The organism is Rhizobium sp. OAE497 (assembly GCF_040546565.1).
Lineage (GTDB): Bacteria > Pseudomonadota > Alphaproteobacteria > Rhizobiales > Rhizobiaceae > Rhizobium.
This window is the reverse complement of record NZ_JBEPOA010000001.1, coordinates 1,379,070-1,398,820: the sequence shown is the minus strand read 5'-3', so window position 1 is coordinate 1,398,820 and position 19,751 is coordinate 1,379,070. Positions and strand designations below refer to the sequence as shown.

General features: G+C 61.6%; 15 protein-coding genes and 1 riboswitch. Of the genes, 4 read left to right on the top strand and 11 right to left on the bottom strand.

The window, feature by feature from the left end; genetic code table 11:
• Window positions 1-72 precede the first annotated feature (72 nt).
• Together ABIE40_RS07130 and ABIE40_RS07125 are read left to right on the top strand one after the other, a co-directional pair.
• On the top strand, window positions 73-579 hold the full coding sequence (locus ABIE40_RS07130) for a DUF3833 family protein (protein WP_199628752.1): 507 nt from the start codon (window positions 73-75) through the stop codon (window positions 577-579).
• A 92-nt stretch (window positions 580-671) separates the two neighbouring features.
• Window positions 672-1,658, top strand: a complete 987-nt coding sequence (locus tag ABIE40_RS07125; RefSeq protein WP_199628753.1) for an aldo/keto reductase — start codon at window positions 672-674, stop codon at window positions 1,656-1,658.
• A 297-nt stretch (window positions 1,659-1,955) separates the two neighbouring features.
• Here the strand turns inward: ABIE40_RS07125 and ABIE40_RS07120 are convergent, their stop codons facing one another.
• From ABIE40_RS07120 to clpP, 7 genes are all read right to left on the bottom strand, one after another.
• Window positions 1,956-4,154 carry an esterase-like activity of phytase family protein gene (locus ABIE40_RS07120; RefSeq protein ID WP_199628754.1) on the bottom strand — a complete coding sequence of 733 codons (2,199 nt, stop codon included), beginning with the start codon at window positions 4,152-4,154 and terminating at the stop codon, window positions 1,956-1,958.
• Between the two features lie 96 nt (window positions 4,155-4,250).
• Window positions 4,251-5,150 carry a DMT family transporter gene (locus ABIE40_RS07115; protein ID WP_199628755.1) on the bottom strand — a complete coding sequence of 300 codons (900 nt, stop codon included), beginning with the start codon at window positions 5,148-5,150 and terminating at the stop codon, window positions 4,251-4,253.
• A gap of 89 nt (window positions 5,151-5,239) precedes the next feature.
• Window positions 5,240-5,388: riboswitch (FMN riboswitch) on the bottom strand.
• Window positions 5,389-5,493: 105 nt separating this feature from the next.
• Entirely contained in the window at window positions 5,494-7,416 is a 1,923-nt protein-coding gene (locus ABIE40_RS07110) for a methyl-accepting chemotaxis protein (protein WP_199628756.1), read from the bottom strand.
• A 299-nt stretch (window positions 7,417-7,715) separates the two neighbouring features.
• Entirely contained in the window at window positions 7,716-7,991 is a 276-nt protein-coding gene (hupB, locus tag ABIE40_RS07105; RefSeq protein WP_112718664.1) for a DNA-binding protein HupB, read from the bottom strand.
• Window positions 7,992-8,196: 205 nt separating this feature from the next.
• Window positions 8,197-10,614, bottom strand: coding sequence for an endopeptidase La (gene lon, locus ABIE40_RS07100; RefSeq protein ID WP_112718666.1), 2,418 nt, complete (start codon window positions 10,612-10,614; stop codon window positions 8,197-8,199).
• 405 nt (window positions 10,615-11,019) lie between these two features.
• Entirely contained in the window at window positions 11,020-12,297 is a 1,278-nt protein-coding gene (gene clpX, locus ABIE40_RS07095) for an ATP-dependent Clp protease ATP-binding subunit ClpX (RefSeq protein ID WP_112718668.1), read from the bottom strand.
• Window positions 12,298-12,600: 303 nt separating this feature from the next.
• Window positions 12,601-13,230: an ATP-dependent Clp endopeptidase proteolytic subunit ClpP gene (gene clpP / locus ABIE40_RS07090; RefSeq protein ID WP_112718670.1), complete on the bottom strand. Its 630-nt coding sequence runs from the start codon at window positions 13,228-13,230 to the stop codon at window positions 12,601-12,603.
• A gap of 377 nt (window positions 13,231-13,607) precedes the next feature.
• Here clpP and ABIE40_RS07085 point away from each other — a divergent pair, with 377 nt between their 5' ends.
• Both ABIE40_RS07085 and ABIE40_RS07080 read left to right on the top strand, forming a co-directional pair.
• Window positions 13,608-14,861 (top strand): GGDEF domain-containing protein, encoded by a 1,254-nt coding sequence (locus tag ABIE40_RS07085; protein WP_112718674.1) that lies wholly within the window; start codon window positions 13,608-13,610, stop codon window positions 14,859-14,861.
• A 57-nt stretch (window positions 14,862-14,918) separates the two neighbouring features.
• Window positions 14,919-16,163: a cytochrome P450 gene (locus ABIE40_RS07080; protein WP_199628757.1), complete on the top strand. Its 1,245-nt coding sequence runs from the start codon at window positions 14,919-14,921 to the stop codon at window positions 16,161-16,163.
• Window positions 16,164-16,165: 2 nt separating this feature from the next.
• On the opposite strand, the gene ABIE40_RS07075 is transcribed toward ABIE40_RS07080, so the two are convergent.
• The 4 genes from ABIE40_RS07075 to pstC form a co-directional block, all read right to left on the bottom strand.
• Entirely contained in the window at window positions 16,166-16,921 is a 756-nt protein-coding gene (locus tag ABIE40_RS07075) for a DUF1194 domain-containing protein (protein WP_199628758.1), read from the bottom strand.
• Window positions 16,922-17,036: 115 nt separating this feature from the next.
• Entirely contained in the window at window positions 17,037-17,843 is an 807-nt protein-coding gene (pstB, locus tag ABIE40_RS07070; RefSeq protein WP_413709262.1) for a phosphate ABC transporter ATP-binding protein PstB, read from the bottom strand.
• Window positions 17,843-18,694: a phosphate ABC transporter permease PstA gene (gene pstA / locus ABIE40_RS07065; protein ID WP_112718687.1), complete on the bottom strand. Its 852-nt coding sequence runs from the start codon at window positions 18,692-18,694 to the stop codon at window positions 17,843-17,845. Before pstA ends, pstB begins: the two co-directional genes overlap by 1 nt.
• 1 nt (window position 18,695) lies before the next feature.
• Entirely contained in the window at window positions 18,696-19,673 is a 978-nt protein-coding gene (pstC, locus tag ABIE40_RS07060) for a phosphate ABC transporter permease subunit PstC (RefSeq protein ID WP_112718689.1), read from the bottom strand.
• Between the last annotated feature and the right edge of the window lie 78 nt (window positions 19,674-19,751).

The window sequence follows — 19,751 nt, the reverse complement described above, 5'->3', positions numbered from 1 at the left end:
CTCCTGCGATTGATCCGGTGCGTGCGTGCAAACGTAGGTCAGTGACAGGATGATTTGAAGTGGAGGAAGACCATGCGACGCACCGGTCTCATCATCATCGCCGCGATTCTCGCCATCATCGCCCTGCCGCATCTGGCCAGTGCGCGCGATTTCACGCTCGAGGATTTCTTTGCCGGGCGCAGCGTGGCTCAGGGGGAGTTCAAGGCGATCAACGGCGTCGACCGCAAGTTTCGCGTGGCGCTGACTGGACGCTGGAACGGCAGGCAGCTGACGCTTCGTGAGGATTTCGTCTATGCCGATGGGCAGCGCGAGCGGAAGACCTGGCGCTTCATCAAGACGGCGCCCGGCCGCTACAGCGGCACCCGCGAGGATGTGGTTGGCCCAGCGGAAGTGACGATCAAGGGCGACGTGGCGCGCTACAGCTATCTCGTCGATATCGCGCCCGAGCCCAAGCAGAATATCGTGCGCTTCCACGATACGATCCGGCGCCAGCCTGATGGGACCCTGCTGAATACCGCTTGGGTCAGCAAATTCGGCTTCCCGGTCGCCACCGTGCGGGTCGTCTTCTCGAAGAAGTGAGACCCCGCCCTATCTCCCTTGCGGTCGCGCGCTTGCCGCCCTTTGCGGCGGCTGCTAGGTGCGATGCAGTTTCATCACGAGGGAGATTTTCCATGAAAGAGCATAGTTTCGGCCGCATGCCGTTTTCGGTGACCAATGTCGGCTTCGGCGCCTGGCAGATCGGCGGCTCCTGGGGTGACGTCAGTGAGGCCGATGGCCGCGCCGCGCTCAACGCAGCACTCGATGCCGGCATGACCTTCATCGACACCGCCGACGTCTATGGCGACGGCCGCTCGGAAAAGATCGTCGCCGACGTCCTGAAGAGCCGCGGCGGCAAGCGCCCGATGGTCGCCACCAAGGCCGGACGCCGTCTCAATCCGCATGTCGCCGACGGCTACACCAAGGCCAATCTCGAAGGCTTCATCGACCGCAGCCTGAAGAATCTCGAGGTCGAGAGCCTCGACCTCGTGCAGCTGCACTGCCCGCCGACGGAGGTGCTTTACCGCGCGGAGGTCTTCGAAGGCCTGAACGAGCTACAGAAGGCCGGCAAGATCAAGGGCTATGGCGTCAGCGTCGAGAAGGTCGAGGAAGCGCTGAAGGCGATCGAATTCCCGGGCGTCGAGAGCATCCAGATCATCTACAACATCTTCCGCCAGCGCCCCGATCACTTGTTCTTCCAGGAAGCGCGTCGCAAGAACGTCGCGGTGATCGCCCGCGTACCGCTCGCCAGCGGCCTGCTCTCCGGCAAGATCACCCGCGACACGAAATTCGCGGCCGACGATCACCGCAACTTCAACCGCAACGGCGAAGCCTTCGATGTCGGCGAAACCTTTGCCGGCGTTCCCTTCGAGGTCGGCCTGCAGGCGGTCGAGGAAGTGCGCAAGCTGGTGCCTGCGGGCGCCACGATGGCCGCCTTCGCGCTGCGCTGGATCCTGATGCATGAGGCCGTTACCGTGGTCATCCCGGGCGCGCGCAATGCCGAGCAGGCGAAGGCCAACGCCGCGGCCGCCAGCCTTGCACCACTTTCCCAGGACGTGATGGCGGCGACGCGGGAGATCTACGAGCGGCTGATCGCACCGCATGTGCATCATCGCTGGTAGGATTTGGCGAGAGTTTAGTGAGGAACGGCCGGGTATTGCCCGGCCGTTTCTATTTGCGAGGACCTCTCCTCCTCTCCCCTCATTCCTGTGCTTGTCACAGGAATCCAGTCGCCGCGCGTCTGCGCGGCGGGAAAGAGTCTCTTCTGCCCAAGGACTTGGGCAGGCTGGATTCCTGTGACAAGCACAGGAATGAGGGAGGTGGTTGGAATGGGCGCCTCACATTCCGCCAACGTCCACCGAGACAAAAAGGCCGGGCTCTCGCCCGGCCTTCCGATTTCATCCAGCTACCGCCAGACCTCAGTTCGTGCCGACCAGGTTGACCGGGAAGAACAGGGTCTCGCCGGAGGAGTCGCTGACGCCGTCGTTGTCGGGGACGGCGTAGGGCTTGCCCGAGGCGTCGAAGGCGAAGCCTTCGAGCTTGTCGAGGACGTAGCCGTTGGTTGCCGTCTTCAGTTCGTCGAGGAAGTCATGAGCTTCCGCCTTCTTGACGACCGGAAGTTCGCCGCCGAGCTTGGCGGGCTTCAGGTCGGAGATGGCGACCTTGTAGAGCTTCTTCAGCTTGGCAGCATCGCCGACGAGGTTGTCGCGCTCGATGATGTAGACGCTGTCGCCGTGGGCGGAGATTTCCGAGAGACCGACCCAGCCGTTTTCAGACTTGTCGAGCGGGTAGCGCACGGCGCCCCATTCCTTGCTCTTCGGGTTGTAGGAGGCGAGCTTGACGAAGCCCTTCTCGTCGTCCTTCCACTCGCGCTGTACAGCCATCCACAGCGTCGCATCGTCGCCGGAGCCAACGATCGTCACGCCTTCGAAGCCGTAGCGGATCTCGTTGTCCGTCAGTTGCTTCGGCAGCGCGATCTCTTCCTTGATCTCGCCCTTCGGGTTGACGTGGTAGAGAGCGTGCGGCAGCAGCTTTTCGCTATTGCCTTCCGAAGCCAGCCAGAACCAGCCCTTAGCATCGACGGCGATGCCTTCGATGTCGAGCTTCTGGGCAGCGGCGCCATCGCGCTTGACGGTCATGGCGTCGGTGATGACGGCAGGCTTCTTGGTGGCGTCGATCGTGTAGATCGTCGGCTGATTGCCGAGAACGCTGTCGGACACGGCAAAGAGCTGGCCGGCCTCTTCAGGAACGGCAGCAAGGCCCGAAAGCGCTGCGAAGCCGATCGGATTGCCGTCCTTCTCTGCCGAGACGATCTGCGGATAGGCCTTTTCGCCTTCGCCGCGCTCATAGATCATGACATGCGAGCGCGGGCCGCCGTCTTCGCCGAGATCGGCTTCGTTGGCCGTGGCGAAGAGATTGCGACTCGGGATGGCGATCGCGCCTTCCGGCGAGACGCCCGACGGCAGGATCTGCAGCAATTCCGGATCCGCGCCGGTGTCCTTGAAGACGCCGACGACCGAAGCGCGCTCTGCGAGCAGGAAGAACAGCTGGTCGTCGCCGAACTTGGCGGCTTCCAGGCCTTCGGGCTCGACGCCCTTCGAGGAAGAGCGGCCTTCCGGATAGTGGCCGAGATGGGCAACGGCGCGCTCGAAGGACGAGCCCGATTCGTAGAGAACCTTGCCGGTCTTGTCGAAGACGGTGAAGCCGCGCGAGCCGCCTTCATAATCGCCTTCGTTGGCGACGACGAGACGGTTGTCGTCCAGCCACTTCACGGCGTCGGGCTCGCGAAGAACGCCCTTGGCTTCGCCGGTGAACTTCAGCTGGCCGTCCTTCTTGGTGTCGATGCCGGAGAGATCGGTGCTGCCAGCGGTGAAATGCGTCTTCACCGTGCCGGCCTTGCCGTCGATGATGACGATCTCGTTGTTTTCCTGCAGCGTCAGGGCGATTTCGTCCTGGCCATTGAAGGAGACGAATTCGGGCTCCGGATCCTCAGGCGCGATTCCGGCGAGACCCGTCAGCGTGACGTGCTTGATGGTGCCGCAATCGACGGCGCCGTTCTTGACCTGGAAGAGCACGAGATCGCCAGCCGGCATCTGCGGGATCTTGCCGTCGTTGATCTCTTCGTCACGCTCGTTCTCGATGGCGATCGTGCCGAGCGTCTTGTCCTTGTTGAGAGCGATCGAATCCGGCTGGCCGCCGAGATCGCAGGTATTCTCGATCTTCTTGGTGGCAACATCGACGATGGCGAGGCGGCCCGACGGCTTGACCTTGCTTTCGCTGGTGTTGACGGCGACGAGCGCCTTGCCCGAGGTCGAGGTGACCGATGTCGGTTCACCGTCCATCATCAGTGCGCCGAGAGCCTTCGGGGCCTTGGCGTCGGTGATGTCGACGAAGCCGATCGCGCCGAGCGGGCTGTCGCTGTAGATCAGCGTATTGCCGTCGTCGGTTGCGGTGATGATTTCTGCAGAGGTCGTCGAAAGCTTGTCCTTGCCTTCAGGCAGGTTCGAAGCGACCGGAAAAGATGCAATGCGATTGAAAACAGGCTCGGCAACTGCCGGAAAGGCAACAGAAGCCAGGAGCACGGCAGCGAGCGCTGCCTTGCGCGATGAATTAGTCATGAAATCCCCCATGCGTCGAAAAATCGAAACATGGGGGTTTTGAGGGAAACGGATGACAGGCAGATGACAGTGCGCGCAATTTTGCACCGCTTTGCATCAGGCCGCATTTTTCTCTCGGCGCATCTCGTTGCGCATGATGAAGAGCGACGCCATCAGGATCAGTGCGGCGCCGAGCCAGAGATAGCCCGCCGGCGCATAGCCGAAGAACAGCCATCCGGCGAGAACGTTGAGCGGCAGCTTCAGATCGTCGAAGGGCTGAACATAGGCGGCATCGGCGACGGTGTAGGCCAGCGTCAGCAGGTATTGCGCGAAGACGGTCAGCAGACCGGCGAAGACGAAGAGCGCCAGGGTCATGCCCTGAGGCACCTCGAAGCCGGCCACACCCGCGAGCACGCCGTTGATCGGCGTCAGCAGCACCAGCAGCCAGACAGTGATGGTCTCCGGTTTCTCGATGCCGGTCAGGCTCTTGGTGATCAGCGCCGACGCGCCCCAGAAGAGCGCCGAGATAATCGGAAGGAGTGCCGCCCAGGTGAAGGCGTCCGACCATGGCTGCAGGATGATCATCGCGCCGGCAAAGCCGACCGCCGTCGCCGCCCAGCGTGCCGGGCCGACGCGCTCGCCGAGAAAAAGGCGGGCGCCGAGGATGATGAAGAAGGGCGAGGTCATGACCAGCGCGATCGCCTGCCAGATCGGCACCGAGGCAAGACCGGATACCCAGGCTTCGACCCCGAGGGCGGCGAGCGCCACGCGAACGACATGGCGCCAGGGATAAGAGGTGCGCATTGCCGAGAGGCCGGCGCGGCGCAGGAAGGGAAGCGAGAAGAGGAGCGCGAAGGCATATTGCCAGAAGGCGGCGGAAGCGGCTGCGAAGCCGAGCTTCATCGTCAGCCATTGGGTGACGACATTGAGAACGGAAAAGGCGATACCCGCCAGCACCATGAAAGCGGCACCGGCCATCGCACGCGACGAGGAAAAAGCAAGGGAAGTCTGATTCATGTCTTTCATCCAGAAAGGGACCAACACAAATCAGGACGCATGAGCGCAGGACGGCAGCCGGACAGACCCCTGCCCCGCTCACAGCTTGCGATCATTCTCTTTCATCCGGACTATACCGTCGGCTCCGGAATTGCACCGGATCTGCTGACCCCCGGCCTTTGACGGCCGAAGCGCTCGCGGGCTTGGGCCTAGACCCTTTACCGCCGGTGGGGACTTTCACCCCGCCCTGAGAACGGCCGATCCGTAGATCAAAGGCCTGCGCTGCGCAAGGCCACGGAAATGCGAAAAGGGTCCGGCTTTCGCCGAACCCTTCGAAGTGATGCTCTTCTACCGGCAGCCGGTCTCAGAACTCGGACCATTCCTGCTTCACCGCGGCATTGCCGTGGCTGGCATAGACCGGGGCCGGTGGAGCACTGCGCTGCGGGCGGGCCATGGCGGCTGCGGTCTGGCGCAAGGCGGATGCATTGGTCTCCGTGCGGCTGCCGCCGAGCTGGAACTGGCCGATCAGCTGGTTCATGCGGTCAGCCTCGGCGGCGAGCGTGGCGCTGGCGGCGTTGGTCTCCTCCACCATCGCGGCGTTCTGCTGGGTTACCTGATCCATCTGGTTGACGGCGCTGTTGACTTCGGAAAGACCGGTCGACTGTTCGCGCGACGACGTGGCGATGGCATCCATGTGCTGGTTGATGGTGACGACCAGCTGCTCGATGGTCTTCAGCGCCTCGCCGGTTTCGCGCACCAGCTTGACGCCGCCTTCGACTTCAACCGACGAGTTGCGGATCAGGTCCTTGATCTGCTTTGCGGCCTGGGCGGAACGCTGTGCCAGTTCACGGACTTCCTGGGCAACGACGGCAAAGCCCTTGCCGGCTTCACCGGCACGCGCTGCCTCAACACCGGCGTTCAGCGCCAGCAGGTTGGTCTGGAAGGCAATCTCGTCGATGACGCCGATGATGCTGGAGATCTGGTTCGACGACTGCTCGATCCGCTCCATCGCATCGACGGCATTGGCAACAACCGTGCCGGAAGCCGTGGCGCTGCGGTTTGCCTGGATCGCCACCTGGCGGGCCTCGTCGGCGCGCTTGGAGGAGTTCGAGACATTGACGGTGATCTCATCGAGAGCGGCTGCGGTCTCTTCGAGCGAAGCGGCCTGCTGTTCGGTGCGCTTCGAGAGATCCTCGGCGCCCTGGCTGATCTCGCGAGTACCCCCGGTGATAGAGACCGCCGACTGGGCGACGGCGCGGAGCGTGCCGCCGAGCTGCGAGATCGCACCGTTCAGGTCATGGCGGAGTGCTTCGAAATCCGGGGCGAAGGCGTCGTTGAGCTGGAAGTCGAGCTCGCCGGCTGCGAGGCGGCGCAGACCACCAGCAAGACCGGCCGTTGCCTGCTCGAGGCGCTGCTGGGCGGCGGCTTCCGCTTCGGAAGCAAGGCGAGCCCTGTCGGCGTCGGTCTTGGCGCGGGTCATCTCGGCGTCGGCCTGCAGGCGCTGATTGTCTATCGCGGCAAGACGGAAGATCTCGACGGCATTGGCCATCTGGCCGATTTCGTCCTCCCTGCCCTTGCCCGGAATTTCCGATGCGGTGTCGCCGGCGGCCAGACCGCGCATCGACTTGGTGATGCGGACGATCGGGCTCGCGATGCCCGAAATGCCGAAATAGATCGCGGCGAAGACGATCAAGGCGCTGAGGCCGAGAACGGCGGAGATCAGCGTCAGGGTCGTGGAATACTGGCTGCGGCTTTCGGCGAGACCGGCGGCAGCTGCGTCCTCGTTGAAGGCGACGAGCTTGTCGACATTGTCGGCCAGGATATCGGCGACCGGGCCGAGGTTTGCGTCGAAGGCATTGATCGCGTCCTGCTGCTTGCCGGCCTTCGCCAGCGCGATCATCTTCTGGCCCTCTTCGATATATTTCTGCGAGGAGCTGTCCATCTCCTGATAGATGCCGCGCTCGACATCGGTATCGACGAGGTCCTGATAGGCGAGGACCGTCTTGCGGAGCTTGGCTTCGCGCTCGCCGATCTTCTTTTCCAGCGCCGCCTCGTCGCCCGAGGTGCGGCCCATCGCCAGATCGCCATAGGAGCCGCGCAGCGAATAGCGGGCAAGCTGGATATCCTTAGCCTTGGAAATGCCGGGATGCATGCTGGTCGCGAACAACTCGTTGTTCTTGTTGGAATCGCGCAGTCCGGTGACGGCGATATAGCCGGTGGCTCCGAACATTATGGTGAGAACGGCGAAAATACTGATCATTGCCGTTTTAATATCAGGACGCTTCATCGAAAGACCTCATGAAAAACACGCCGCTACCGGCGCCAAAATCAAGCAACAGAAAAAGGAGAAAGCGGCGTCATGCCGACCGGATACGATCGGAGAGCAATGAAGGACGACCGTTGGGGGCGGATGGTATGGATCAATATTTAATCGAATGTGAACGATGCACGGCAGCTATTGCCAGAGAACTGCGCGCTTTTGCGCGGTGAAGCAAAGCCCTGAAATGCGCAAAGGGTCCGGCTTTCGCCGAACCCTTCGAAACTTTACCTGCCGGTCTCGTTATCCGGCGGCCAAGTTAAACCGGATTAGCCGTTGACGGCATCCTTCAGGCCCTTGCCGGGCGTGAACTTCGGCACGTTGCGAGCCGGAATATCGACTTCAGCGCCGGTGGACGGGTTACGGCCCTTGGTAGCTGCGCGATGAGAAACGGTGAAGCTGCCGAAACCGGCGAGGCGTACGTCGCCCTTCTTCTTCAGTTCGCCCTGGACAACGTCGAAAACAGCGTCGACAGCAGAAGCGGCATCAGCCTTGGTGAGGCCAGCCTTTTCGGCAACTGCGGACACGAGTTCATTCTTGTTCATGTTTCCACCCCTTTCAATGGTTTGAAACGACTCAAATCTGTAAGCCAGGCACAGAATAGGTTTCATCAGGCCCGCCGCAACCCAAAAGCCCTGCAAATCAAGGAAAAGCAAGCACCTCCGGCAGGTTTTCACAAAAAAGGCTGGCGATTTACGCCAGCCTTTTTCAGGATTTGCAGCAATTTGACATAAATGCGGCGGATATCGCTCAGTGAGCGATGCCGGCACCCGTGTCATCAAGGCCTTCGACCGTTGCGATGACCGGCGTTTCAACCGTTCCATCCCATTCGATCGGCTCCGGTCTGCGGATCAGAGCATGCTTGATCACCTCGCCCATGCGGGATACCGGGATGATCTCCATGTTGTTCTTCACGTTATCCGGAATCTCCGCCAGATCCTTGGCGTTCTCTTCCGGGATCAGCACCTTCTTGATGCCACCGCGAAGCGCCGCAAGCAGCTTTTCCTTCAGACCACCGATCGGCAGCACGCGGCCGCGCAGGGTGATTTCACCCGTCATCGCCACGTTCTTGTCGACCGGAATACCAGTCATGATCGAGACGATCGCGGTTGCCATTGCCACGCCAGCAGACGGACCATCCTTCGGCGTCGCGCCTTCCGGCACGTGGACGTGGATGTCGGACTTGTCGAAGCGCGGAGGCTCGATACCGAAATCGACGGCGCGCGAGCGAACGTAGGATGCAGCAGCCGAGATCGACTCCTTCATCACGTCCTTCAGGTTGCCGGTGACCGTCATGCGGCCCTTGCCCGGCATCATCACGCCTTCGATCGTCAGCAGCTCGCCGCCGACTTCCGTCCATGCGAGACCGGTGACAACGCCGACCTGATCCTCGCGCTCGGCTTCGCCGTGGCGGAAGCGCGGAACGCCCAGGTAGGTGTCGATGTTCTCGGCCGTGACATGAACCGACTTGGTCTTGCCCTTGATGATCTCGGTGACCGCCTTGCGGGCGAGCTTCATCAGCTCGCGCTCGAAGGAACGGACACCGGCTTCGCGGGTGTACTGCTGGCTGATCGCCATCAGGGCATCGTCGCTGACCGAGAACTCGTTCGGCTGCAGCGCATGTTCCTTGATGGCCTTCGGCAGCAGGTGCCGCTTGGCGATCTCGCGCTTTTCATCTTCGGTGTAGCCGGCGATACGGATGACTTCCATGCGGTCCATCAGCGGAGCCGGAATGTTCAGCGTATTCGCCGTCGTGATGAACATGACGTCGGACAGGTCGTATTCGACTTCCAGGTAGTGGTCCATGAAGGTCGAGTTCTGCGCCGGGTCCAGCACTTCGAGCAGAGCCGAAGACGGATCGCCGCGGAAGTCCTGGCCCATCTTGTCGATTTCGTCGAGCAGGAAGAGCGGGTTGGACTTCTTCGCCTTTTTCATCGACTGGATGACCTTGCCGGGCATCGAGCCGATATAAGTACGGCGGTGACCGCGGATTTCAGCTTCGTCACGAACGCCGCCGAGAGCCATGCGGACATACTCACGGCCGGTCGCCTTGGCGATCGACTGGGCCAGCGAGGTCTTGCCGACGCCCGGAGGGCCAACGAGGCACAGGATCGGGCCCTTGATCTTGGTCGAGCGGGCCTGGACGGCCAGATACTCGACGATGCGTTCCTTGACCTTCTCCAGACCGAAGTGATCGGCCTCGAGGATCTTCTCGGCATTGTTGAGATCGCTCTTGATCTTGGACTTCTTGCCCCACGGAATGCCGAGCAGCCAGTCCAGATAGTTGCGGACGACGGTGGCTTCAGCCGACATCGGGCTCATCTGGCGCAGCTTCTTCAGCTCCGCATCGGCCTTTTCACGGGCTTCCTTGGATAGCTTCGTCTTGGAGATGCGCTCTTCCAGTTCGGCCATCTCGTCGCGGCCTTCCTCGCCGTCGCCGAGCTCCTTCTGGATAGCCTTCATCTGCTCATTCAGGTAGTATTCGCGCTGGGTCTTCTCCATCTGGCGCTTGACGCGCGAGCGGATGCGCTTTTCGACCTGCAGAACCGAGATCTCGCCTTCCATGAAGCCGAGCGCCTTTTCGAGACGAGCCTTGACGCTGGTGGTTTCCAGCATTTCCTGCTTCTCGGTGATCTTGATCGACAGATGCGATGCGACCGTATCGGCGAGCTTCGAGTAGTCGTCGATCTGGCTGGCAGCGCCGACAACTTCCGGAGAGATCTTCTTGTTGAGCTTCACGTAGCTCTCGAATTCCGAGACGACGGAGCGCGACAGCGCTTCCAGCTCGACCGGATCGTCATGCGGCTCTTCGAGCACATGGCCGAGGGCTTCGTAGAAATCTTCACGGCTGGTGTAGGCGTCGATCTCGGCGCGGGCGCGGCCTTCGACCAGAACCTTCACGGTGCCGTCAGGCAGCTTCAGGAGCTGCAGGACGTTGGCCACGGTGCCGACATTGTGGATCGCGGACGGATCCGGATCGTCATCGCTGGCGTTGATCTGGGTAACGAGCATGATCTGCTTGTCGGAACCCATGACTTCTTCAAGCGCACGGATCGACTTTTCGCGGCCGACGAACAGCGGCACGATCATGTGAGGGAAGACTACGATGTCGCGCAGGGGCAAAACAGGATAGGCAACACTGCTCGCTACAGACGTTTTCTTCGTCATTTCTTATTCCTTTCCGTCGTCCCGTTTCCGGGCTCTCTGGCGCGGCCGCTTGGGACCCGGCCGGCACTCTCACTTGCCTATACAAGTGGAGGTTCTTCTTACGCTTTTCAAGCCACGCTAACGCCCGCGCTCCCTGCTTGTGACAGACTTATTACAATGGAACGCCAACACTATGACGCGCGTAACTGTAGTGGCGCTTACCAATTCCGGACCGGCTAAAACACAAGGCCGGAAAACACGCTACGGAATCATTCCATCATTGCCAAGGACGTGGCTTTCCGCAACGTCAGGAACAGCGTTTTCAAGCTTCTTCTGCAACAATTAACAGGCCCGGTCCCGGTTCTCAAAATAGAAAGGGGCCTGCCGACGGCAAGCCCCTAAATCTAACCATGCTGTCTACGACTATCAGGCAGAGGCGTTGGCCTTCTCATCCTGACGGTCAGCGTAGATGTAGAGCGGACGGGCAGAGCCGCGGGCAACCTCTTCCGAGATGACCACTTCGCGGACACCTTCCAGCGCCGGCAGTTCGAACATCGTGTCGAGCAGGATCTTTTCCATGATCGAGCGAAGGCCGCGGGCGCCGGTCTTGCGGACAATCGCCTTGCGGGCGATTTCGCGAAGAGCGTCCTCGTGGAAGGTCAGTTCGACGTCTTCCATCTCGAACAGGCGCTGATACTGCTTGCTGAGCGCGTTCTTCGGCTCAGACAGGATCTGGATCAGTGCGTCCTCGTCAAGATCTTCCAGCGTCGCCAGAACCGGCAGACGGCCGATGAATTCCGGGATGAGGCCGAACTTGACCAGATCTTCCGGCTCGAGTTCGCGCAGAACTTCGCCGACGCGACGGTCATCAGGAGCCTTGACGGTCGCGCCGAAGCCGATCGAGGTCTTCTCGCCACGGGCGGAGATGATCTTGTCGAGGCCTGCGAAAGCGCCGCCGCAGATGAACAGGATGTTCGTCGTATCGACCTGCAGGAATTCCTGCTGCGGATGCTTGCGGCCACCCTGCGGCGGCACCGAGGCAACCGTGCCTTCCATGATCTTCAGCAGGGCCTGCTGCACGCCCTCGCCCGACACGTCGCGGGTGATGGACGGGTTGTCGGACTTGCGGGAGATCTTGTCCACTTCGTCGATGTAGACGATGCCGCGCTGGGCGCGCTCGACATTGTAGTCGGCAGCCTGCAGCAGCTTCAGGATGATGTTTTCAACGTCTTCACCGACATAGCCGGCTTCCGTCAGCGTCGTCGCATCGGCCATCGTGAAGGGAACGTCGATGATGCGGGCGAGCGTCTGGGCAAGATAGGTCTTGCCGCAGCCGGTCGGGCCGACCAGCATGATGTTCGACTTCGCCAGCTCGATTTCGCCGTTCTTGGTCGCATGCGCGAGGCGCTTGTAATGGTTGTGAACGGCAACCGACAGGATCTTCTTCGCCTGACGCTGGCCGATGACGTATTCGTCGAGAACCTTGATGATGTCCTGGGGCGTGGGAACGCCGTCACGGGACTTGACCATCGAGGACTTGTTCTCTTCGCGAATGATGTCCATGCACAGTTCGACGCATTCATCGCAGATGAAAACCGTCGGTCCGGCAATCAGCTTCCGGACTTCGTGCTGGCTCTTTCCGCAGAAGGAGCAGTACAGGGTGTTTTTAGAGTCGCCGCCGTTGCTGCCGCTGACCTTGCTCATATCACTTTCCTTCCAGCACGCCGCATTTCAAGGTGAAATCGCGGTCCACTCAATGGCCCGCCAGCCCGCTCCGCCACCGGAGCGTCAGCCGGCCAAGCTTTAAAGGGGTAAGAACCGGAACCTAACCCAACACGCTCAAGTTCCGGCGGCAACGAATTCCCCTTCGAATGCCGAATGCTATGTCATAAAAATTCAACATAGCATTAATACTTATTCTTAGCGTGTTCGCTCCGCGATTAAACCCCTTGTTCAATCACAATTGGGATAGAACTGTGGCAGCGAAAACACCATCCCAATTATTCACTAGGCCGCATCGCCTTCCATCTCGCTGCGCGAGGTCAGGACCTTGTCGACGACACCCCAGTCACGGGCTTCGTCGGCAGTCATGAAATGGTCACGGTCGAGGGTCTTTTCAACTTCGTCGTAGGTACGGCCGGTATGCTTGACGTATACCTCGTTCAGGCGGCGCTTCATCTTCAGGATGTCGCGGGCGTGACGCTCGATATCCGATGCCTGGCCCTGGAAGCCGCCGGACGGCTGGTGAACCATGATGCGGGAATTCGGCGTTGCGAAGCGCATATCCTTGTCGCCGGCGCAGAGCAGCAGCGAGCCCATGGAAGCGGCCTGACCGATGCAAAGCGTCGAGACGGCAGGCTTGATGAACTGCATCGTATCGTAGATCGCCATGCCGGCGGTGACGACGCCACCCGGCGAATTGATGTAAAGCGCGATTTCCTTCTTCGGGTTTTCAGCCTCGAGGAAGAGAAGCTGGGCGCAGACGAGCGTCGCCATGTGGTCCTCGACAGGGCCCGTCAGGAAGATGATGCGTTCCTTGAGCAGGCGGGAATAGATGTCGTAGGAGCGTTCACCGCGATTGGTCTGTTCTACAACCATCGGCACGAGGGCCATAGCGGTATCGACTGGATTTCTCATGTGCGTCCTTTGTCAACGTCTTGCCGGCAGGGCCGGGAATCAAAGAAAATGCCTTACCCCTACATAGAGTGTCCCTGCCCTCTACTTCAAGACACGCATAAGGATAACGTTAAGAAGCAAGCGGGCGGTGGATAAGGCTTTCCCCTGCGATGTAGCTCCTATCTCCGAATTGCCTCTTAACGGCGAGAGACTGTCGGCCGCCAGCACAGCTTTTCTCGGCGACAGGATGAAGCAAAGCTTAATCCATCCGCAGGTGCTTTCGGACGTTCACGCTTTGGAAACGCTAACCAAGAATATCGCCGGCAGGCCCGCATCGAATTAATCAACTGGCGAGCTTTGGCGAATGACTATGCCCCGGATTTTGATGGGGTATTGCCGTGTTTAATATTGCTACAGGATTGGCGATCTGGTGCTCGGAAGCGATGACGCTCGCGTTGCTGCTGTTCATGGCCTGGCGCCACAACACGCGCAATCGTGCCTATCTCATCTGGGCGCTCGGCTTCCTGTTGAACGGCGCGGGCTTTGCCATGGTGGCGCTGCGCGGACAAATCCCCAACATTCTGTCGATCGAAGCCGGAAATGCCGTGGCGCTTGCCGGCCAGAGCGCCTGGGTCGCCGGTTTCATGGTGCTCGACCGCCGCAAGATCGAGTGGTGGGCGCTGCTGCCGCCGGCCGTTTGGCTCGCCGGCGTGTTCCTGCCCTGGGTCGCATCCGACTACGGCAACCGCGTCATTCTCTATAACCTCGCCTCGGCAACGGGCGCGACCGGCCTTGCCATGGCGGTTGCCACAGGCAATGTCAGGGGCGAGCGCACGCGCAGCAAGCTTGCCGCGATCTTCGTCGTCCAGGGCGTGCTCTGTTTCTCCGTGGCGCTGATGATGGCGCTGACCTTGCCAACCGACGCGCAAGCGACCAATTACGGCGGTGCGGCGGCCATGGCGAGCGCCTTCCTGCTGACGATCGCCTTCGCGCTCACCTGCCGCATGATCATGGAACGCTCTGAAAGGCATTTGCGCGTGTTGAGCCTCACGGATTCACTGACCGGCGTCTGGAACCGCCGCGGCCTCTTTGCCCGCTTCGATGCCATCCAGGAAAAGGCATTCGACGAGAAGCGCCAGGTCGCCGTCCTGCTGTTCGACCTCGACCATTTCAAGCGGGTCAACGACCGCTTCGGCCATCAGGCGGGCGACGCCGTACTCTCCGCCTTTGCGCTGACGGCGCGCCAGTTCGTGCCGCACAATGTCTTCGGCCGCATGGGCGGCGAAGAGTTCGCGGCCTTTGCGACCGTTGCCGACCAGACCGAAGCGGAAGCGCTGGCGGAATCGATCCGCGCCGAATTCTGCCGCCTGCCGATCGCCACCGGCGAGGCGATCGTGCCTGCAACCGTCAGCATCGGCGTTGCCATTTCTTCGGCAATCGAAGCCAATGTCGACAAGATGATCTCCGCCGCCGACCGGGCGCTCTATGCCGCCAAGGGCGCCGGGCGCAATTGCAGCGTCATCTTCGGCGAACAGGAAACCGCAGCCCCTGCCCCGGCGCAGATGGACCAGAATGCCGGCGAACTCGTTCCCACCGTCGACGACCAGGTCGAGGCGCTGCGCCGCATGGGATCGCTTTCCCGCGCCGGTTGACGCGCGAGCTTCCCTCACGTCTTTTCGAGGCTTGGCAAATCCGCTAAGCCTCGAAGCATGATGATAGCACCCTTCCTTTCGATCGATCCCGATACCCGCCGCGTCTCTCTCGACAGCAGCAATCCTGCTTTCTACAGCAATCCGAACGCCGTCTATTCGGCGCTCCACCAGCATTGTCCGACCTTCTACTGGGAACAGCAGAAGCAGTGGTTCTTCACCGGTTACGACCACGTGAACAGCCTGCTGCGCGACCGCCGCTTCGGCCGCCAGATCCTGCATATCGCGACCCGCGAAGAGCTTGGCCTGCCGGAGCCCGACCAGCATGTGGCTAATTTCGATCTGGCGGAGCGCTATTCGCTACTCGAACTCGAGCCGCCGGAGCACACGCGGCTGCGCACGCTGGTCAACCGCGCTTTCGTTTCCCGCCATGTCGAGCGGATGAAGCCGGAGCTGGAAGAGCTCGCCAACCGGCTGATCGACGGCTTCCAGGACAAGGGCGAAGTCGAGCTGCTCTCGGCCTTCGCCGACATCATCCCGGTGACGATGATCGCCCGGATGATCGGCATCCCCGAGGAGATGGGGCCGCAGCTTCTCGACTGGTCGCATGCCTATATCCGCATGTATCTCTTCGGCCGCACCCGCGAAGACGAAGACGGCGCCGAGAAGGCCGCCAAGGAATTTTCCGATTACGTGAAGACGGTGATCGCCGAGCGCCGCGCCAATCCGCGCGACGATCTGCTCAGCCACATGATCCATACGGAGCACAAGGGTCAGTTCCTGACCGAGGACGAGCTGATCTCGACGACCATCGTGCTGCTCAATGCCGGTCACGAGGCGACCGTGCACCAGATCGGCAATTCGGTTCGCGTCATCCTCGATAACGGCTGCGATCCCGCCCTGCTCTTCAAGGACGAGCCAACGACGGAGCGGACCATCGAGGAGACGCTGCGCATCTGCGCACCCGTTCACATCTTCCAGCGCTGGGCGCTTGAGCCCGTCGAGATCGACGGCATCTCCTTCAAGCGTGGCGACAAGGTGAGCCTCATCCTGGCGGCCGCCAATCTCGACCCGGCCAAGTTCACCGATCCCCTCTCCTTCAAGCCGGATCGCAACGAAGCCCCCAACCTTTCCTTCGGCGCCGGAATCCATTTCTGCATCGGCGCACCGCTGGCGCGTCTCGAGCTCAACATCGTCCTGCCGATCCTCTTCAAGCGGCTGCCGGGGCTCAGGATGGCGAAGGTGCCGGAGGTCAAGGACGTCTATCACTTCCACGGGCTGGAGCGGCTCGATCTGGCTTGGTGAGCTCAGCGCTTATCCGCAATCTCGCCAAATCCGCCGATTTCGCGCAGGAGCTTGCGATAGATGGCACTCGGGTAGTCGGCGGCTGAGCGGACCGGCATGGCGAAGGCGCCTGGGCCGCCTATGACCTCGCGGTGGAAATAGGAGAACAGGGCTTCCGGCGAGAGCGGCGGCTCGTCATCGTCGTGCTCGCCGCGGGCGCTGATGACGAGGGCGTTGATGGTCATGCCGCCGGCGATCAGTTCTCTTCGCACCGGCTCGACATCGCGGCCGATGCTGTTGATGCCGTCGCTGGAGATGTTGACGACGAGGCGCTCGGGCGCGTAGCCGCTCTGGCGCAGGAGAGACGCCGAATAGGAGAGCGCCTCGCTGATCGAGGTGCCGCGGCGCAGTTTCGTCGGAGAATTCTCCGCAAGCCGCAGCGAGAACATCCAGCAATCGGCCTCGTCCTTCAGCAGCGTCCAGGGGATGACCATGCGCTGGCCGTGGTCGCCGCCCCATTCGAAATAGGCAACAGCGATACGGCCGTATTTCCCGCGGCCGATCGCGTCGATGATCTCGGGCTGGCGGAAGGCGGCGACGAAGCCCTCCTGCTGCATCGCCTTTTCGCGCGGATCCATCGACGTCGAGACGTCGGCGGCGATCACCAGCGCCAGATCGATCCTTTCGCTGGCAGCGGCGTCCGATGTCATGCAGATCGAAAGCAGAACTCCTGCGACGGCTCCATGCAGAAGCCATCGGCGCATCATTGTCCGAACCATGGTGCCCCCCGCGCGGCATGCCGCTAGCGATGCAGCCGTCTTATCGAAAGCACCATCGGCTGTACATTAGCACATTGGGATACACCTGTATGGATATAGCCGAGCAGTTGCGGCGTCAGCCGTAACGACCGGTGATATAGTCCTCGGTGCGCTTGTTCTGCGGTGCCTGGAATATCTGCGAGGTCGGGCCGTATTCGACGAGCTCGCCGAGATACATGAAGGCCGTGTTGTCGGAGATGCGGCTCGCCTGCTGCATGTTGTGCGTGACGATCACGATGGTGAAATCGGTCTTCAGCTGCGAGACGAGCTCTTCCACCTTGGCCGTCGAGATCGGGTCGAGCGCCGAGGTCGGTTCGTCGAGCAGCAGGACTTCGGGGCGAAGGGCTACGGCGCGGGCGATGCAGAGACGCTGCTGCTGGCCACCGGAAAGGCCGAGGCCGCTGCCCTTCAGCTTGTCCTTCACTTCGTCCCAGAGGGCCGCCTGGCGCAGTGCCTGCTCGACGCGGACGTCCATGTCGGCCTTGCCAAGGCGTTCGTGGTGGCGGATGCCGTAGGCGATGTTGTCGTAGATCGACATCGGGAACGGCACCGGCTTCTGGAACACCATGCCGACGCGGGCGCGCAGCTCGTTCATCGAGTAGCGCGGGTCGAGGATGTTCTGACCGTCGAGCTTCACCGTGCCGGTCGCCCGCATCTTCGGATAGAGCATGTAGATGCGGTTGAGGATGCGCAGCAGCGTGGACTTGCCGCAGCCGGAGGGGCCGATCAGCGCCGAGACCTGGCGTTCGGGAAAATTGAGGCTGACGCTACGGATGGCATGGGCGTCGCCGTAGTAGAAGTTGACGTCTTCAAGGGTGAGCTTGTCGTTAGCCATCGGCGTCGCGGTCCTGCGGGTGTCTAATGTGGAGGAAGATTGCAGCATCATTTGCCACCTTTGCGGTTCAGAACGGCGCGGGAGCCCACGCTGAGCAGCAGCACGATTGCGGTCATGACGAAGGCGCCGGCCCAGGCGAGCACATGCCATTCGTCATAGGGGCTCATCGCATATTGGAAGATGACGACCGGGATGTTGGCCATCGGCTCGGACATGTCCGTGCTCCAATACTGGTTGTTGAGCGCGGTGAAGAGCAGCGGTGCCGTCTCGCCGGAGATGCGGGCGACAGCGAGCAGGATGCCGGTCAGAATACCGGCGGACGCTGCGCGATAGAGCACGGCGACGGTGACCTTCCAGCGCGGAATGCCGAGCGAGAGTGCAGCCTCGCGCATGACGTCTGGCACCAGCCGCAGCATCTCGTCGGTGGTACGCACGACCACCGGCAGGAAGATGAAGGCGAGCGCGATGCCGCCGGCATAGCCGGAAAAGTGGCCGGTCTGGCGCACGACGAGCTCGTAGACGAACAGGCCGATGATGATCGACGGCGCCGACAGCAGGATGTCGTTCATGAAGCGGATGATATCGCCGATCTTCTTGCCGCGGCTGAATTCGGCGAGATATGTGCCGGCCAGCACGCCGACCGGCGTACCGATGATGACGGCGAGAACCACCATCATCAGGCTGCCCATGAAGGCATTGGCAAGACCGCCGTCTTCGCCCGGCGGCGGGGTCATTTCGGTGATGAGCTTCGGGCTCAGCGCCGAGAGGCCGTTGATCAGCGTCGTCCAGAGGATCCAGATCAGGAAGATGAGGCCGAGGCCGGTGGCGGCGACGCAAAGCGTCAGCGCGATTGCGCTCTTGATCTGGCGGCTGCGGTAGAGGGAGGAGGAAACGCTCATGTTACTCGCCTCTCTGCTTTGCCATGCGCAACAGCATCAGCTTTGCGGCCGCAAGGACGATGAAGGTGACGACAAAGAGGATGAAGCCGAGGGCGATCAGCGACGACAGATAGATGTCGGTATCGGCTTCGGTGAATTCGTTGGCGATGGCGGCGGCAATCGAGTTGCCGGGCTCCATCAGCGAGATCGCGATGTTGTGCGTGTTGCCGAGCACGAAAGTGACGGCCATGGTTTCGCCGAGCGCACGGCCGAGGCCAAGAAAGATGCCGCCGACGACGGCGGTGCGGGTGTGCGGGATGACGATATCGCGCACCACTTCCCAGCGGGTCGAACCCAGCGCATAGGCCGATTCCTTCAGCTGCGCGGGAACGACGAGGAAGACGTCGCGCATGACCGAAGAAATATAGGGAATGATCATGATCGCCAGCACGATACCCGACGTCAGCATGCCGATACCCATCGGAGCGCCGGAGAACAGCAGACCGATGCCGGGGATCGGCCCCAGCCAGTCGATCAGCGCCGGCTGAACGTAATCGGACATGAAGGGGGCGAAGGTGAAGAGGCCCCACATGCCGTAGATGATCGAGGGAATGCCGGCGAGCAGCTCGATGGCGCCGCCGATCGGTCCGCGCAGCCAGCGCGGCGCGACTTCCGTGACGAAGACGGCAATGCCGAGGCTGATGGGAACGCCGATCAGCATCGCCAGCGCAGAAGTGACCAGCGTGCCGTAGATCGGTACCAGACCGGCAAAATGCTGGGCGACGGGATCCCATTCGGTGCCGGTGATGAAACCGAAGCCGAAGGTGCGGAAGGCCAGAAGCCCGCCCCATGCCATGGAGATTGCAGCGGCCAGAAGCGCTGCGAGGACGAACAGGCCGCAGCCCATCACGATCCAGAAGAAAATGCGGTCGCCGGTGGCGCCATCGCGGCGCTTCACCTCCGGCCCAACGGCCGGCAGCGATGCCAGTGCTTCGCTCATATCTATACTCGACTTGCTTTTGAGGGGGCTTCAAAGCAATCGGGGCAGAGAGAAACGCTCCCTGCCCCGGCATTCACG

Excerpts from the sequence above, each read along its gene's own strand:
- lon (WP_112718666.1), bottom strand. The coding sequence starts at position 10,614 with ATGACGAAGAAAACGTCTGTAGCGAGCAGTGTTGCCTATCCTGTTTTG.
- ABIE40_RS07115 (WP_199628755.1), bottom strand. The coding sequence starts at position 5,150 with ATGAATCAGACTTCCCTTGCTTTTTCCTCGTCGCGTGCGATGGCCGGT.
- clpX (WP_112718668.1), bottom strand. The coding sequence starts at position 12,297 with ATGAGCAAGGTCAGCGGCAGCAACGGCGGCGACTCTAAAAACACCCTG.
- ABIE40_RS07125 (WP_199628753.1), top strand. The coding sequence starts at position 672 with ATGAAAGAGCATAGTTTCGGCCGCATGCCGTTTTCGGTGACCAATGTC.
- ABIE40_RS07110 (WP_199628756.1), bottom strand. The coding sequence starts at position 7,416 with ATGAAGCGTCCTGATATTAAAACGGCAATGATCAGTATTTTCGCCGTT.
- pstA (WP_112718687.1), bottom strand. The coding sequence starts at position 18,694 with ATGAGCGTTTCCTCCTCCCTCTACCGCAGCCGCCAGATCAAGAGCGCA.
- ABIE40_RS07080 (WP_199628757.1), top strand. The coding sequence starts at position 14,919 with ATGATGATAGCACCCTTCCTTTCGATCGATCCCGATACCCGCCGCGTC.
- ABIE40_RS07120 (WP_199628754.1), bottom strand. The coding sequence starts at position 4,154 with ATGACTAATTCATCGCGCAAGGCAGCGCTCGCTGCCGTGCTCCTGGCT.
- hupB (WP_112718664.1), bottom strand. The coding sequence starts at position 7,991 with ATGAACAAGAATGAACTCGTGTCCGCAGTTGCCGAAAAGGCTGGCCTC.
- ABIE40_RS07130 (WP_199628752.1), top strand. The coding sequence starts at position 73 with ATGCGACGCACCGGTCTCATCATCATCGCCGCGATTCTCGCCATCATC.
- clpP (WP_112718670.1), bottom strand. The coding sequence starts at position 13,230 with ATGAGAAATCCAGTCGATACCGCTATGGCCCTCGTGCCGATGGTTGTA.
- ABIE40_RS07075 (WP_199628758.1), bottom strand. The coding sequence starts at position 16,921 with ATGGTTCGGACAATGATGCGCCGATGGCTTCTGCATGGAGCCGTCGCA.
- pstB (WP_413709262.1), bottom strand. The coding sequence starts at position 17,843 with ATGCTGCAATCTTCCTCCACATTAGACACCCGCAGGACCGCGACGCCG.
- pstC (WP_112718689.1), bottom strand. The coding sequence starts at position 19,673 with ATGAGCGAAGCACTGGCATCGCTGCCGGCCGTTGGGCCGGAGGTGAAG.